Source organism: Bradyrhizobium sp. LMTR 3, from assembly GCF_001693485.1.
Taxonomy (GTDB): Bacteria; Pseudomonadota; Alphaproteobacteria; order Rhizobiales; family Xanthobacteraceae; genus Bradyrhizobium.
On record NZ_MAXC01000046.1, the window covers coordinates 124,629 to 139,223 of the forward strand.

A 14,595-nucleotide genomic window follows, 5' to 3' on the forward strand; every position below is an offset into this window, starting at 1 on the left:
TCCGGGGCGCCTCGAAGAGGCGAGCCCGGAATCTCGAGATTCCGGGTCTGGTCCTTCGGACCATCCCGGAATGACCAAGGGGCACAATGCTGGGATTCTGGGGTAAGGACAAAAAGGACCAAGACACGGGAGTGTCGGCTGACTTCCAGCGCGCGCTGATGCAGGAGGTGATGGCCACCGAGCTGCTCCGCATCAAGGCGCTGATCGGAACGACCCTTCTGTTGTTCGCGATTCTTTGGACCGTCTACTTTTTAGCGCCTGAGAAGGTGAGCCAGGTCTGGCACGGCAATCTCAAGCCGCACTATCTCTATTCGGTTATGCTGCCGTTCATGCTGTTCGAGCTCTGGGTGCACGGGGCGATCACCCGGCATATGCGGCAGGGCCGCGATCTGCCGATATTCCGGCGCTATCTCGGCGCGCTGATCGAGACCTCGATGCCGACGGTTGCGCTGGCGCTGCACATCAACGCCATGGGATCGGTAGCCGCGCTCGGGTTCGTGGTCCCGATGACTTATTTCATCTTCATCATCCTCTCGACGCTGCGGCTGGATTTCTGGCTCTCCACGTTCACCGGCGCGGTCGCCGCCGTTCAGTTGTTTTGCATGGCGATTTTCTATCATCCGCCCACGGGCGACGCCGAGCCCAGCATTTACTATCACGCCGCGCGCAGCCTGATCCTCCTGATCTGCGGCATGCTCGCCGGCGCCGTCGGGCACCAGTTGCGGCGGCAGTTCGAGGCCAGCATCAAGGCTGCGACTGCGCGCGACCGCATCACCAATCTGTTCGGCCAGCACGTCTCGCCGCAGGTGGTCGAACGCCTGATGGCGGAGGGCGCCAAGACCGACAGCGACATCCGCCGGGTCGCCGTGATGTTCGTCGATTTCCGCAGCTTCACCGCCGGCGCGCGCACCCGCACGCCGCAGGAAGTGGTGGAGCGGCTCGATGGCGCCTTTGCGGTGCTGGTTGACATTCTCGATCGCCACGGCGGCATCGTGAACAAGTTTCTCGGCGACGGATTCCTGGCGCTGTTCGGCGCCCCGCTGGAGGCGCCGGACCCGGCACACCGGGCGGTTGCCGCGGCGCGCGAAATGCTGGAAGCCAATGCGCGGGTCAATGAAGCGGCGAGTTGGCCGCTGCGCATCGGCATCGGCATTCATCTCGGCGAGGTCGTCGCCGGCAATATCGGCTCGCCCCGGCGCAAGGAATATACCGTGATCGGCGACACCGTGAACTTCGCCTCGCGGCTCGAAGCGCTCAACAAGGACTTCAACTCGCAATTCCTGATCTCCGAAGCGGTTCGCGACGCGCTGGGCGAAGCGTGCCGCGATGCGGTTTCGCTCGGCGAGGTGGAGGTCAGGGGCTATGAGCGGCCGATGGCCGTGTGGCGGTTGGCATAGGGAGAGAAAGAATGCAGCGGCGTTACATCACTGTCGACGTTTTCACCGACCGCGCCTTCGGCGGCAATCCGCTGGCCGTCGTGCTCGATGCCGGCGGGCTGTCGACCGAACAGATGCAGGCGATTGCCACCGAGTTCAACTATTCGGAGACGACCTTCGTGCTGCCACCGCGCGAGAGCGCGAACGACGCGCAGGTTCGCATTTTCACCGTGAACCGCGAAATCCCCTTCGCGGGCCATCCCAATGTCGGCACCGCCTTTGTGCTGGCGACGTTGGCAGAAAAGCCGCCGGCGCGGCTGTTGTTCGAGGAGGCTGCCGGGCTCGTGCCGGTCGAGGTTCTGACGGATCAGGGCAAGGTCGCCAGCACCGAGTTCACGGCGCCGCAGCCGCTCAAGCGGATGTCCCATGTCAGTGTCGAACAAGCGGCGGCCTGCCTCTCGTTGTCGGCTGGCGACGTCAGGATCGACCGTCATCCGCCGGAGGTCATCTCGGTCGGCCTGGCCTTCCTCGCGGTGGAAGTTGCCTCCCGCGAGGCGCTGCGGCGCGCGAGGCCCGATGCTGCGGCGTTCGCAAAAACCTTCCCCTGTGACGGCAGCGACGCCGTCTACTTCTATACGCGCGACGTGCCGGCCGGCGAAAGACCATGCGACTTGCAGGCGCGGATGTTTCATCCGGGCGCAAGCGGATTGTCCGAAGACCCGGCCACCGGCAGCGCGACGGCCGCCTGCGCGGCGCTGCTTGCCGATCTGAGCGATGTCAAAGATGGCGAACTGAATCTGAAGATTGGCCAAGGCGTCGACATGGGGCGCCCGAGCCTCTTGCTAACGCGCGTCCGCAAGAACGATGGCGCGGTTGCTTCGATTCATGTCGGCGGCGCTTGCGTGAAAATGATGGAAGGAACGTTCCGTCTTGACGGCAAGGGATGATGGCCAAGACGTTGCCGCGTCGTCATTGCGAGGAGCGCAAGCGACGAAGCAATCCATCTATCCCCGTGGAGAGAAGTGGATTGCTTCGCGGAGCCTGTCATCGGGCGCGCATTCGCGCGACCCGTTGGCTCGCAATGACGGCGGGAGGCTACACCTGCGGCGCGATCAGATTCTCCACCTTCACGCCGTCTCGGTCCTCGATGATCTCGGCGATCCATTGCCGGTGGCAATGCGTATGGTCGCGCTCGTAGCAGAAAATGCACACCGGACCCGACTTCCGCACCAGCGCCGACAGCTCGTCGAGCTCCTCCTTCGCCTGTGCCGTCTTGAGGTGGGCCGAATAGATCCTGTGCAGCAAATCGAACTTGCCGCTCCGCGCCGCCTCGCGGCCGCTCTTCGGCGTGCCGAGCCCCTTCAAGTGCAGGTAGGAAATGCCGCGCTCATCGAGGCCGGCCGCGAGCTGATTCTTGGAAAAGCCGGGCCGGCGCGACGCCGCTACCGCGCGCACGTCAACCAAAAGCTTGACGCCGGCGGCTTCCAGCTCGTCGAGCACCGCCTTGGCCGGCGTCTGCTCATAGCCGATGGTGAAGAGGCGTTTGGTCTTGCGGGCCATGTCGATATCCGGTGCGCTTATCCGCGATCAGGGAAAGCTAGGGTAGTGCGCTCACGATTTCCATATCCCGCGTTGCTGCCGAACCCTGCATGTCGCATAGTCCTTGGAAAGAGCCTGTCGAAGGCCTCATCTCTGGGGGGACCACGATGAACCGATTTCGCCAGATCTTCGCACTGCTCGCGCTTCTCGCTAGCGGCATTGCCGCAGCGCACGCACAGACCGGTTATCCCGATCGCCCGGTGAAGATCATCGTGCCGATCGGGCCCGGCGGCAGTTACGATCTGGTCGGGCGGCATGTGGCGGACGCGCTGTCGAAGCGGATGGGGCAGGCCTTCGTGGTCGAGAACAAGCCCGGCGCCGGCACCGTCGTCGGCACGCAGGCCGCCAGCCAGAGCGAGCCGGACGGCTACACGCTGCTGGTCGGCGGGCTCTCCAACATGGCATTCAATTCGGCGCTCTATTCCAAGCTCGGCTACGACCCGCGCAAGGATTTCGTGCCGGTCGCGCTGGTCTACAGATTCGGCTACGTCATGGTCGGCCGCAAGGATTTGCCGCACGGCAAGCTGGCGGACATCGTGGCTGCCGCAAAGGCCAACCCGGGCTCGATCTCCGTCGCGACGGCAGGCGTCGGCACCGGTCAGCAACTGGTAGCGGCTGCCTTCATGAAGGCTGCCGTCGTCAAATTCCTGGAGGTGCCCTACAAGGGGTCTCCGCCGGCCTTCACCGATCTGCTGGCCGGCCGCATCGACCTGTTCTTCGACTCGATGGCCGCGGGGTTGCCTTACGTGCAGTCCGGGCAGGCGAGGGGCATTGCGGTGCTGTCGTCGAAACGCAGCGCGCTGGCTCCCGACGTGCCGACGATGTCGGAAGCCGGTGTCCCCGGCCTCGATGTCGATTCCTGGCTCGGGATATTTGCACCTGCCAAGACCCCGCCGGAGGTCATCGCCAAGTTGCGCCGGGAAATCCGCGCCTCGCTGCCAGAGCTGAAGGAGCGCTTCGAGAAGAGCGGCGGGGAGCCGTGGGACCTGTCTGACGACAAGCTCGATGCTTTCGTCGCGTCCGAATACGAGAGCTGGACGAAGCTAATCCGCGAGGCCGGCATCAAGCTCGACTGAGCGTTTGATTATTTGACGCGGTCGATCAGCTCCATAGCACCCGCAGGCGCTCGCACCTTGCCCTCGTGGATCACATACGCGAACACGTCGCGCGGCATCTTCTTCGGCTTGGCATCGTCGACGCGCGGCAGGTCGTCGGGCTCGCCACCGGCGGCCCAGGCCTGAAAGCGCTTGGCCCAGGCGTCGAGCTGCTTCGGCGGATAGCAGGTCTTGAGCTCGTCATTGCCCTTCTGCAGCCGCGCATAGACGAAGTCGCTGACGACGTCGGCGATCGCGGGATATTTGCCGTGCTCGGCGAACACGACCGGCGTCTCGAATTGTCGCAGCAATGCGATGAACTCGGGCACGCAGAAACTGTCATGCCGTACCTCGACGACGTGACGCAGCACGCGGCCATCGAGTTTGCGCGGCAGCAGTTCGAGGAATTTGCCGAAATCGGCTCCGTCGAATTTTTTGGTCGGCGCGAATTGCCAGAGCACCGGGCCGAGCCGGTCGCCAAGCTCCATCACGCCGGAATCGTAGAAGCGCTTTACGGAATCGCCGGCCTCCGCCAGCACACGACGATTGGTCGCGAAGCGCGGTCCCTTCAATGAGAACACGAAGCCGTCGGGCACTTCACGCGCCCATTTGCGAAAACTCTCCGGCTTCTGCGAACCGTAATAGGTGCCGTTGATCTCGATCGAGGTCAGCTTCGAGGCGGCGTAGGACAGCTCTTTCGCCTGCGCCAGCTTCTCGGGATAGAATACGCCGCGCCACGGCTCGAAGGTCCAGCCGCCGATACCGATATAGATGCTGCCGCTGCTGGTTGCGGTCGACTTCGAGGGCTTGCTCACGGGAAGACTCTTCGGAAAGGGGGAGGGCTCCGAGCGATGTTAGCCAAACCGGCCGTGATTGGCCAGTTTGTCGCAGCGGACGAGACCAGAGCCAGGGCGCAGGCTCATAGGCGTGGTCCTCTGAAAAAAGGCCCCGGAAAACCGGAGCCTTTTGCTTCCACCCATTTGTACTTCCACCCGGTTGCGCCGGACCACGTGAACCTCAGGACTTGCCGTGCGGCGCCCGCATAGTACCCGTCAGTCCCTTGAAGGGTTGTTCGAGGGTCTGCTTGGCGAGTTTGGTGTGGAGTTCGCAGATCTTCTGTGACTCGGCCACTGACGTCTCATAAGCCCGCTTCACAAATTCGCTTTGAACGGTCATCGCCTTGTCGAGCGAGCGAACGCCGCTGAGCTGCTCGACAAAGGACCCGAAATCCTCGAGCGATTTCCTTGTGTAGTCGCGATAGGCGTTCGCGATGGTCTGCAGGCTGACCGGCGCAGGCTCCGCCGCGGGTTCGACTGGCGCGGACGGGATCGATGCAGCCTCGGCTGGCGCGGGCTCGGCCGGCGAGGGCGCCGCGGTCGGCTCCGGCTCGGGCGGTGCGGCGACGGCTGGTTCGTCGACGGCCGGCTGATCGACCTTCGGGCTTTCCGCGTGAGCCGGCTCCGGCTGCAGCGGCGGATCCTGATCCGGGCTTTGCAATTCAACCGGCGCCGGGCTCGCTGTTGGGCTCACGGTCGGGTTCTCTTGGGGAGCGGCCTTTTTGCCCCGCTCTCCCTTCCGGTTGCGCCGTCCGGATTTCCCGGTCGGCTTGCCCTGATCGGTATTCGACATCTGCTTCCCCTATTCCCTGTCAAATCAAAGGTCGAGACTCCGCCATGTTTGCGATCTAATCGCGGTTCTTGCTTGTCAGTTGCGGGGCACTCGCGTGGTCAGATTTTGAAAAGCGGTCTGGTGGCGGGTTTTCTCGATAGTCGACGCTAGCACTATTCCTCCGCGCGCTTTTTCCATGATATCAGTTCCCGGTCAGGCGTAGGGGAACGTTGAGTATGAATTCGCAGTCATTCGCCGGTCTTTTGGGAGCCATCGTCGCCTCGATCGTGATGGTGGTTGCAGTCGCCTACGGGCCGATCGGCCAATATGGAAAGCCCGCCAAACCGGCCAGCGTCCAGCAATCGGCGCCGGTACAGGTGCAGCCGGTTCCTGCTGCGCCAGCGCCGCGCGGGCCGGTGATTCGGGAAGTACCGAATTAGGACAACCGGACCGCCCCTTGCGGAACGCGGGCGGTGTTCCCATATCGAACCTAACGGCGACGTTGACGCTTCAAGGCTCCGGCGCTGGGACGACCATGAATAGTTTGGCTGCGCCGGATGTACGCGCGCCTCTGTTCGTGGTCGTTGGCATTTTGGGCTCTTCCTTAGGCCGTTTTCCCCGATTGAGTGGCTGTTCCGGAACCCCGCCTTGGCATGTGAGGCGGCTGCGGATATACGCTGGCTCCCATGAATGACGCCATCAAACCGGGCCCCGAAACCCCGTCGCAGGCCGGTTTGCCTGAGCTTTCGGTGGTCGTCCCGACATTCAACGAACGCGACAACGTGACGGTGCTGTACCGGCGGCTGGTGGCGACACTGGCCGGCATCGCCTGGGAAGTCGTCTTTGTCGACGACAATTCCCCCGACGGAACCTGGGAAGTGGTGCGGGGGCTGGCGCGGAAGGATTCCCGCGTCCGCTGCATCCGCCGGATCGGGCGACGCGGACTGTCGGGTGCCTGCATCGAGGGTATCCTGGCATCGAGCGCGCCCTATGCTGCGGTGATCGATGCAGACCTGCAGCACGACGAAGCGCAACTGCCGAAGATGGTCGGGCTGCTGCGGAGCGGCGAGGCGGAACTGGTTGTCGGCAGCCGCTATATCGAGGGCGGTAGCGCCGACAGTTTCAACAAGCAGCGGGCAGGCGCCAGTCAGCTTGCGACCGAGGTCGCCAAGCGCACGCTGAAGGTCGAGATCGCCGATCCCATGAGCGGCTTCTTCATGATTCGCCGCGATCGTTTCGAGCAACTGGCGCCGCAGCTCTCGACCCAGGGCTTCAAGATCCTGCTCGATATTGTCGCCTCTGCGCAGGGTAATTTGCGCACCATCGAAATTCCCTACTCCTTCGGTTCGCGCCAGCACGGCGAAAGCAAGCTCGATTCCATGGTGGCGCTGGATTTTCTCGGCCTGGTGCTGGCGAAGCTGACCCACGACGTGGTGTCGCTGCGTTTCCTCTTGTTCGCAATGGTCGGATCAACCGGCCTTGTCGTACATCTCGTGGCGCTGTTCATCGCGCACGAAATCTTCAATGCCCGGTTTGCTGAGGCGCAGGCCATTGGTGCGCTGGTCGCGATGACCAGCAATTTCGTTCTGAACAATTTCCTCACCTATCGCGACCAGCGGCTGAAGGGATTTGCGATCCTGCGCGGGCTGCTTCTGTTTTATCTGGTGTGCGGCGTCGGCCTGCTTGCCAATGTCGGGGTGGCGTTCTCGATCTTCGAGCAGGAACCGATCTGGTGGCTCGCGGGGCTTGCCGGCGCGCTGATGGGCGTGGTCTGGAACTATGCAATGTCCGGTCTGTTCGTCTGGCGCAAGCGATGACGGATAGTGTTTTTCGAGCGAAGCATGCCCTCGGACGTCATCCGGGGGATACCCGGTTCGCGTGAAGAGTGATGGGATGACGCGCGCGGCTCACACTTCGCTGTCATCGCCCGGCTTGACCGGGCGACCCAGTACGCCGCCGCCTATCGGGTTGATCGCAGGCTTCCCGGCGTACTGGATCCCCGCTTTCGCGGGGACGACGGGCGGCGGACGGGCTCGAAAATGAATCCGAGCGAGGCGCGGGTTGCCCTCAACACGGGTCTGGCCATCCTGGGGCTGATCGCGCTACGCCTGATCGCCGCGGCGTTCACGCCGATCACCTTCGACGAAGCCTATTACTGGATGTGGTCGAAGCATCTTGCCGGCGGCTACTACGATCATCCGCCGATGGTTGCCGTGGTGATCCGGCTCGGCACCCTGATCGCAGGCGATACCGAGTTAGGCGTGCGGCTGGTCTCGATCCTGCTGGCGCTGCCGATGAGCTGGGCGATCTACCAGGCCGGCGCCATCCTGTTTGGCAGCCGGCGCGTGGCGGCCTCGTCTGCGATCCTTTTGAACATCACGCTGATGGCCGCCGTCGGCACCATGATCGTGACGCCGGACGCGCCGCTCCTGGTGGCGTCCAGTCTCCTGCTGTTTGCGCTCGCCAAGGTGCTGCAGACCGGCCGCGGCGCGTGGTGGCTGGCGGTAGGCGCAGCGGCCGGCTGCGCGCTGCTGTCGAAATACACTGCGCTATTCTTCGGACCCGCCATCCTGATCTGGCTGATCGCGGTTCCCAAGCTGCGGCACTGGCTGGTCTCGCCCTGGCTCTATCTCGGCGGGCTCGTTGCGCTAGCGCTGTTTGCACCGGTCATTCTGTGGAACGCCGAGCACCACTGGGTTTCCTTCATCAAGCAGATGGGGCGGGCGCGGATCGAGGATTTCCGCCCGATCTATATTGCTGAACTGATTCCGACCCAGATCGCGTTTGCGACGCCGCTGGTCTGGATCCTCGGCGCAATGGGTCTCTACGCGCTTCTCCGCCGCCGGGCCGGCGCGCTGCCGGCGCGCGCGCTGGTCAACGTGATGTTCTGGATCATCGTCGCCTATTTCGTCTGGCATTCGCTGCATGCCCGCGTCGAGGCCAACTGGTTTGCACCGGTCTATCCTGCATTCGTCGTCGCTGCAGCCGTCGCCGCGCATCTGGTCGAGTGGAAGCCGCGCTGGCAGCGCCTGGTCGATTTCTGCCGGCGCTGGGCCGTGCCGGCCGGCGTCCTGATGTTCGTGCTGCTGGTCGTACAGGCCAACAGCGGCGTGCTGTCAGGTTATCGCCGCGATGCCACCGTGCGCAGCATCGGCATCGGCTGGCGCGAAACTGCCGCAGCGATCGAAGCGGCGAGGGCGCGAACGGGAGCCACATGCGTGCTCGCCTCGGATTACGGCACCACCGGCTGGCTCGCCTTCCATCTGCCGAAGGGCACTTGCGTGGCGCAGCACAGCCAGCGCTTCCGCTGGGTCAACATCGGCGAGCCCGACGCGGTGCAACTCGCCGGTCCGTTGCTCTATGTCCGCGAGGTCCTCCGAGACGATGCTCCGTTGCAGGACAAGTTCGCCCGCGTCGATAAGATCGGCGAGGTCGAACGCAAGCGCGGCCCGCTCGTGATCGAGACCTATGCGCTTCATCTCATGCAAGGTCCGAGGGGCGACGTGTTTGACCGCACGCCGCCGCCGGAATTGCGGTAGGCCGCGAAGCCGGTCTCACTCCGCGGCGTCGGGATGCGTACGTTGATCCATCGTGGGATGTTCGCCGTGCCACAGCCATACCGTGAGGGTGCCCGACCTGCCGCGAATCTGCGCCTCGACGGGGCCGGCAAGGCTCCCGGTTTTCAGCCGGGCGCCGGCGCCTTCGGCCGCAACGCGTAGCGTATCGCTCAGCGCCAGCCTGACATCGTGGCGGGCCGCGACCTCCATCAGACGGCTCGCCACGTTCACGGTGTCGCCGGTTGCGGTGATGTGCTGATGGCTGCGGCCGCCGAGGCGCGAGGCGACGATCGGTCCGAAGTGCGCGCCGATCTTGAAGCCGATCCGCACCGCGATCTGCGGCGGCAATGCTGCGATCCAGCGTTCGGTCTTGACGCAGAGGGCGATCGAACATTGCCCCGCGCGCGCCGCATCATCCGGCGCCGCCTCCGGTAGGCCGAACAGGATCATGGCGCCGTCACCCAGGAAGCTCGTGATCACGCCGCCGCATCGCGTCACTTCCTTGTCGACCAGGGCGTGAAACTCCTTCAGCAATCCTCTCGTGGCATCCGGATCCAGCGTCTCGCTGAGCGAGGTAAATCCGGAGAGGTCCACGAAGACGACGGCGGCATTCTGCCGGACAGGCGCCAGCAGGAAATCGGGATCGCGCCTCAGCCATTGCTGCAGGCCCGGCGTCTGGAATTGCTCGAGCAGCTTGTTTTGTATGGCCAGATGCTGCGCGCTGCGCCGGCCCGACCACAATTGCAACGCGCCGAACACGACGACCGGCAGCACCGCTGCAGCCAATGTCGTTGCGGCGTCGAGCCATATGCCGTGCGCGAAAGCAACTGTGTTCGCGGCCGCCCATGCGAGCATCACCGCGCTGACTGTGAGGAGGCCAACATTTCGCCGCCACACCAGCAAACCGACCAGCAGCATCGGGAGCAGGATCGTCGTGATGGCCTCTACGATGCGAACCGGTCGGTCGCGCACGATGCCGTCGCCGGCGACCAGATGCGTGATCGCGGTGGAAATGATTTCCACCCCTGGCATCAGTGAATCGAATGGCGTCGGAAAGAAGTCGCCGGCGCCGGTTGCCGTCGCGCCGATGACGACGATGCGGCCCTGAATGGCTTCCTTGTCGATACTGCCGTCGATCAGACTGGCGGCGCTGACGGTGCGAATGGTGTGGCGCGGGCCGTAATAGGAAATCGGCAGCGAGTAGTCGGAAGCGGTCATGATCGGCCGGTCGCCGAACAGCAGGCGGTCGGGCTCGATCGTGAGCTTCTGGCCCATCGCGATGGATGCAACACGGAGCGGAAACGACAACTCGATCTTGTCGTCTGTCCGGAACAGCATCGGGACCGAGAGCGGCGTGCCGGTCTGGCCCGTCGCAACATTGGCGATACCGACTTCGGCGCGGTCGGCGAATGACGGCAGCGGCAGCAGGAAGCGGCTGGCCTTCGGCAGGCGGGCCAGTGGTCCATCGTTTTCCGTGGAAGGCTGAACGGTGTTCGAAAATACCGCAGCCGCTGCAAGCACCGTCGGACCCGCCGCGAGCGATTTCGCGAGCGCCGCATCGCCATCGGCGGGTCCCTTGTCGATCAGCAGGAGATCGATCGCGATGACTTTCGGCTCCAGCCGCGTGATCGCCTCGACGATCTTGGCTATCTCTGCGCGCGGCAGGGGATAGGTGCCGACGAGTTTGACGACGGTGTCGTCGATCGCCACGATCGTGACGAGGTCCGGCGGTGCCTTCACGCCGCGCACCAGCGTGCGCACGTCGGTCAATGCCGACTCGAGCCGGTCGAGAAACCGCAAATGGCCGGCCGAATGGCCGAGCCATATCGCGCCTGCCCACAATCCCGTGCAAAGCAACGCAACCAGAATATGAAGGCGTCGACGGCTCATTCGCTCGCTTCTATTGTCCCAATCTTGCCATCAGGGCCGCAACGCGCGCAGGCGGCCAGCGCTTGATGATCAACTCGCCCGACGGCTCGACATCGACGCCGTCACCGGCGCCGAGTACGACGCTGCCGCGGCCGGCGGGCCGCGCCACGCGCACGCGGCCGTCGACGACGAAGACCGATGTCTTGACGCCTTCGGCGTCCACCGTCCATTTGGTACCACGCACCGCGGCAATCGCCTGCGGCGTCATCACCTCGAACCTGACGCGGCCCGGCTTCTTCGGCACTTCGAGCAGCAGGGCCTTGTTACTAAGTTCGACGGAATCGACCTGGCCATCACGGTTGCGATCCCTGAGTTCGAACTTCGCGCCGCTTTCGGCCACGATCGTGATCGCGTTCTGGCAATGCAGCGTTTGCGTTCCCTGGGCCGTCGGTGCGGACGTGCAGCCTGATTTTGCCGGCTGCGCCGCCGCAGGTCCGGCGAACAGCAGCACGCCTGCGAAGGCGGTCGATCCGGCGCGTGCCAGCATTGTCATGGCGGCTCCCTTTTGGGGTGCGGCGAAACAGAGGAGCAGGGCGATACGGTACCGTATCAAGCGCCGCGATCCAATGCAAAGCCAGTGGTAGACGATAGTATGTCTGCCTTCGGCGGGTAAGGTTCGGCGAAGTCGGCAGTTCGGCAAAAAGATCCGGTAAATCAGCGCAGAAACGGCTCGAAAATGGACCGAAACGGCGACCGGAACATCGAAGTTTTTCCGGTGCGTAGGTGTCGGACCGACGGGTGGCGAAACGTCTTGTAACCACTCGCCCACAACGGAGGTGTTTGCCATGTCCAGTTCCGCACTGAAACCCGCCGTCGAGCTCGCGAGCACGAGCCACGTGCGCTTTCTCAACGAGAGCACCGAATACCGCCGTGCGCGCGAACAATTGCTGGCTAAGGAGATCGAACTGCGCCGTCACATCGAACGGGTCGCCGAATTGCGCCGGGCGTTGCCGCCGGGTGGCGCGGTGACGAAGAATTATGTGTTCGAAGGCGAGGGCGGCAAGGCGACCTTGTCGGACCTGTTCGGCGACAAGCAGACGCTCGTGATCTACAGCTACATGTTCGGCCCGCAGCGCGAGCAGCCGTGCCCGATGTGCACGTCCTTCATGAGCACCTGGGAAGGCAAGCTGCCCGACCTCGAACAGCGCATCGCCTTCGTGTTCGTGGCGCGTTCGCCGATCGCGCGATTGATCGAGGCGAAGAAGGCGCGCGGCTGGACACGGCATAGGATCTATTCGGATGCGTCGGGCGATTACACGCGCGACTACGTCAGCGCGGCGGATGCCGATGCGCCCGGCTACACCGTGTTCACCCGCCGTGACGGCAGCATCCGCCATTTCTGGTCCGCTGAAATGGGACCGTCGACCGCCGATCCCGGACAGGACCCGCGCGGCGCGCCCGACTTCGATCCGCTGTGGACCATCTTGGACACTACGCCGGAAGGGCGCGGCAAGGATTGGTATCCGCGGCTGAGCTATTAGCACACGCGGCGTCCGTTCGCCGTGGCGATGGCGGGCGAGAACGGGTTCGATCAATCATGGATTGAGGCCGAACTTGGCCCGTTATGGGACATCCGGTTGTTACGTCACCGCCAGGTGTCCCTGATTGGGACCGACGCCAGCATCATTGCGGGGAAATTTCTCCAATAGTTCCATGGATTTGAGCCCGCCTTACATCCGCCCGCGTTTAAGCCGGATTTAACTAAAAGTCGCCTTAATGACGCTCGGAGCCTCTGCGAGATGCTGCCCGGGGACATATCCGGACGCGGCATCAAAGGGGGACTTGGTGGAATTGTTGTTCTGGGCGTTGTGTGAATGAGTAAGCGTACGCGTGCGTTCGGTCCTGCGGCCCGCAGCCGCGGGAAATCCTCCCGCAAAGGCATTCCCCAATATTTTCTCGGCGGTGTCGCGATCGCAGGCCTCGTGCTGGGCTGCGCCTGGACCGTCTACACCAACGTGCTCGGCGCCAGCGTTTATCCATCCGTGAACACCGCGGGCTTCGAGGCGCCCGCCGCCAACAACCCGAGCACCATCGCTGCGCATGCGGTGCGGCCGGCCTTCAATGAGATTTTCGCCTCGCTGCCGCAGCAGTCGCTGGTGATGCCCGCCCCGGAGAACGTCGCGAGTTCGTTGATGTTCAACGAAAGGTTCGCAGCCGCCGCCGCGCAAGGCGAGCCCTCGAGAGCAGCCGAATTCAAGCCCGTCGAACCGACGAAACTGGCGGAAGCTTCGCCGCCGGCCGAGGCGCCGAAAGCCGTTCAAGCACCGAAGGCCGTGGAGGCGGCGAAGCCGAAGATTTCCGCTCCTGCCACCAAGCTCGCCTTGAACGCACCTGCGCCGGCGCCAGCAGAGACCGAAGCCAAGACCGCGAAGGCATCCGGCTCCACCGTTCGCGACATGGCGCAGCGCGCCAAGGCCGCCGTGATGTCGATTGCTTCCAACGACAAGCAGACCATGGTTGAAAAACTGTGGGGCAAGCAGCCTTCGCAGAACTCGCTGCTCGCTTTCGCGTCCGCCGACGCCAACGTCACCGGCAGCATCATCGATACGCGAAGCCAGAACCCGATGATGGGCGGCTCGCCGCCCTATGATCGCCAGACCGCCGTCTATGACATCACCGCGCGCAAGGTCTATCTGCCCGACGGAACCCAGCTCGAGGCGCATTCGGGACTGGGCTCGAAGATGGACGATCCCAAATATTCGCATGTGCGGATGCAGGGCGTGACGCCGCCGCATATTTACGAACTGAAGCCGCGCGAGGCGCTGTTTCACGGCGTGCCGGCGCTGCGGCTGACGCCGATCGGCGGCGAAGAAAAAATCTTCGGCCGCGACGGGCTGCTCGCGCACAGCTACATGCTCGGGCCGAGCGGCCAGTCCAACGGCTGCGTGTCGTTCAAGGACTACTATGCGTTCCTCGACGCCTATCGCAACAAGGGGATTCGTCGGCTCGCGGTGCTGGTGAAGGTCCAATAGGCGGATGCGGACAAGTCGTCGCTCGGCTACTCGCAGTGACGAGGACGGATTTGATTTCATTACCCAAGAGCCCGACATCGGATGTCGTCCCTGCGAACGCAGGGAGCCATAACCACTGCTCGTGGTTGTTGATACGATCGCGGGCTCCAGCTTCATTTCCCAATTCGCACTTGTGATTATGGGTCCCTGCGTTCGCAGGGACGACACACTGAATATGACTTCGCGATCTCGCGGCGCATTGCGTCCGAGGTTTGCCATCAACTTCCCGCCTCTCATTCAGAGGGCGCAGGGAAGACCGGGTGCTGGCTGCACCCGCGGTCTCGTGTGCAATTGCGCAAAGCAAAAGCGCACACGAGCATACAGGTACAGCGGGAGCATCCCGGCCTTCCCTGCGCAATGGCTTTACGGCTTACTTCGAGCTCTCCCCGGCGAACGGCTCTTTTGCCACCGTCGCCCCACG

At 63.8% G+C, this 14,595-nt stretch carries 13 protein-coding genes; 8 read left to right on the forward strand and 5 right to left on the reverse strand.

Going from position 1 to position 14,595, the window contains the following annotated elements; genetic code table 11:
- The first annotated feature begins 86 nt into the window (after positions 1–86).
- The gene (locus tag LMTR3_RS26730; protein WP_065747982.1) at positions 87–1,397 is read left to right on the forward strand and encodes an adenylate/guanylate cyclase domain-containing protein; all 1,311 of its coding nucleotides are present in this window, start codon (positions 87–89) and stop codon (positions 1,395–1,397) included.
- A gap of 11 nt (positions 1,398–1,408) precedes the next feature.
- Positions 1,409–2,323: a PhzF family phenazine biosynthesis protein gene (locus LMTR3_RS26735; protein ID WP_065747983.1), complete on the forward strand. Its 915-nt coding sequence runs from the start codon at positions 1,409–1,411 to the stop codon at positions 2,321–2,323.
- Between the two features lie 148 nt (positions 2,324–2,471).
- Here LMTR3_RS26735 and LMTR3_RS26740 read toward each other — a convergent pair whose 3' ends face one another.
- Positions 2,472–2,936, reverse strand: coding sequence for a DUF488 domain-containing protein (locus tag LMTR3_RS26740; protein ID WP_065747984.1), 465 nt, complete (start codon positions 2,934–2,936; stop codon positions 2,472–2,474).
- A gap of 146 nt (positions 2,937–3,082) precedes the next feature.
- On the opposite strand from LMTR3_RS26740, the gene LMTR3_RS26745 reads away from it, so the two are divergent.
- The gene (locus tag LMTR3_RS26745) at positions 3,083–4,051 is read left to right on the forward strand and encodes a Bug family tripartite tricarboxylate transporter substrate binding protein (RefSeq protein WP_065747985.1); all 969 of its coding nucleotides are present in this window, start codon (positions 3,083–3,085) and stop codon (positions 4,049–4,051) included.
- Positions 4,052–4,059: 8 nt separating this feature from the next.
- Here the strand turns inward: LMTR3_RS26745 and LMTR3_RS26750 are convergent, their stop codons facing one another.
- The gene (locus LMTR3_RS26750; protein ID WP_065747986.1) at positions 4,060–4,884 is read right to left on the reverse strand and encodes a DUF72 domain-containing protein; all 825 of its coding nucleotides are present in this window, start codon (positions 4,882–4,884) and stop codon (positions 4,060–4,062) included.
- 202 nt (positions 4,885–5,086) lie between these two features.
- Positions 5,087–5,698 carry a phasin family protein gene (locus tag LMTR3_RS40380; RefSeq protein ID WP_065747987.1) on the reverse strand — a complete coding sequence of 204 codons (612 nt, stop codon included), beginning with the start codon at positions 5,696–5,698 and terminating at the stop codon, positions 5,087–5,089.
- A gap of 215 nt (positions 5,699–5,913) precedes the next feature.
- Here LMTR3_RS40380 and LMTR3_RS26760 point away from each other — a divergent pair, with 215 nt between their 5' ends.
- From LMTR3_RS26760 to LMTR3_RS26770, 3 genes are all read left to right on the forward strand, one after another.
- Positions 5,914–6,117 carry a hypothetical protein gene (locus tag LMTR3_RS26760; protein ID WP_065747988.1) on the forward strand — a complete coding sequence of 68 codons (204 nt, stop codon included), beginning with the start codon at positions 5,914–5,916 and terminating at the stop codon, positions 6,115–6,117.
- A gap of 246 nt (positions 6,118–6,363) precedes the next feature.
- Positions 6,364–7,494 (forward strand): glycosyltransferase, encoded by a 1,131-nt coding sequence (locus LMTR3_RS26765; protein WP_065747989.1) that lies wholly within the window; start codon positions 6,364–6,366, stop codon positions 7,492–7,494.
- A 222-nt stretch (positions 7,495–7,716) separates the two neighbouring features.
- Entirely contained in the window at positions 7,717–9,216 is a 1,500-nt protein-coding gene (locus LMTR3_RS26770) for a glycosyltransferase family 39 protein (protein ID WP_065747990.1), read from the forward strand.
- Between the two features lie 15 nt (positions 9,217–9,231).
- On the opposite strand, the gene LMTR3_RS26775 is transcribed toward LMTR3_RS26770, so the two are convergent.
- Both LMTR3_RS26775 and LMTR3_RS26780 read right to left on the reverse strand, forming a co-directional pair.
- Positions 9,232–11,124: a CHASE2 domain-containing protein gene (locus LMTR3_RS26775; protein ID WP_065747991.1), complete on the reverse strand. Its 1,893-nt coding sequence runs from the start codon at positions 11,122–11,124 to the stop codon at positions 9,232–9,234.
- A 10-nt stretch (positions 11,125–11,134) separates the two neighbouring features.
- Positions 11,135–11,656, reverse strand: coding sequence for a FecR domain-containing protein (locus LMTR3_RS26780; RefSeq protein ID WP_065747992.1), 522 nt, complete (start codon positions 11,654–11,656; stop codon positions 11,135–11,137).
- Positions 11,657–11,948: 292 nt separating this feature from the next.
- Between LMTR3_RS26780 and LMTR3_RS26785 the strand changes: the two genes are divergently transcribed.
- Positions 11,949–12,644 (forward strand): DUF899 family protein, encoded by a 696-nt coding sequence (locus tag LMTR3_RS26785; protein WP_065747993.1) that lies wholly within the window; start codon positions 11,949–11,951, stop codon positions 12,642–12,644.
- Between the two features lie 333 nt (positions 12,645–12,977).
- Positions 12,978–14,135 carry a DUF2778 domain-containing protein gene (locus LMTR3_RS26790; protein ID WP_084029826.1) on the forward strand — a complete coding sequence of 386 codons (1,158 nt, stop codon included), beginning with the start codon at positions 12,978–12,980 and terminating at the stop codon, positions 14,133–14,135.
- Positions 14,136–14,595 lie beyond the last annotated feature (460 nt).

Bases quoted from the DNA above. Each gene is read 5' to 3' on its own strand.
- LMTR3_RS26730 (WP_065747982.1), top strand. From the start codon at position 87: ATGCTGGGATTCTGGGGTAAGGACAAAAAGGACCAAGACACGGGAGTG.
- LMTR3_RS26735 (WP_065747983.1), top strand. From the start codon at position 1,409: ATGCAGCGGCGTTACATCACTGTCGACGTTTTCACCGACCGCGCCTTC.
- LMTR3_RS26740 (WP_065747984.1), bottom strand. From the start codon at position 2,936: ATGGCCCGCAAGACCAAACGCCTCTTCACCATCGGCTATGAGCAGACG.
- LMTR3_RS26745 (WP_065747985.1), top strand. From the start codon at position 3,083: ATGAACCGATTTCGCCAGATCTTCGCACTGCTCGCGCTTCTCGCTAGC.
- LMTR3_RS40380 (WP_065747987.1), bottom strand. From the start codon at position 5,698: ATGTCGAATACCGATCAGGGCAAGCCGACCGGGAAATCCGGACGGCGC.
- LMTR3_RS26760 (WP_065747988.1), top strand. From the start codon at position 5,914: ATGAATTCGCAGTCATTCGCCGGTCTTTTGGGAGCCATCGTCGCCTCG.
- LMTR3_RS26765 (WP_065747989.1), top strand. From the start codon at position 6,364: ATGAATGACGCCATCAAACCGGGCCCCGAAACCCCGTCGCAGGCCGGT.
- LMTR3_RS26770 (WP_065747990.1), top strand. From the start codon at position 7,717: ATGAATCCGAGCGAGGCGCGGGTTGCCCTCAACACGGGTCTGGCCATC.
- LMTR3_RS26775 (WP_065747991.1), bottom strand. From the start codon at position 11,124: ATGAGCCGTCGACGCCTTCATATTCTGGTTGCGTTGCTTTGCACGGGA.
- LMTR3_RS26780 (WP_065747992.1), bottom strand. From the start codon at position 11,656: ATGACAATGCTGGCACGCGCCGGATCGACCGCCTTCGCAGGCGTGCTG.
- LMTR3_RS26785 (WP_065747993.1), top strand. From the start codon at position 11,949: ATGTCCAGTTCCGCACTGAAACCCGCCGTCGAGCTCGCGAGCACGAGC.
- LMTR3_RS26790 (WP_084029826.1), top strand. From the start codon at position 12,978: ATGAGTAAGCGTACGCGTGCGTTCGGTCCTGCGGCCCGCAGCCGCGGG.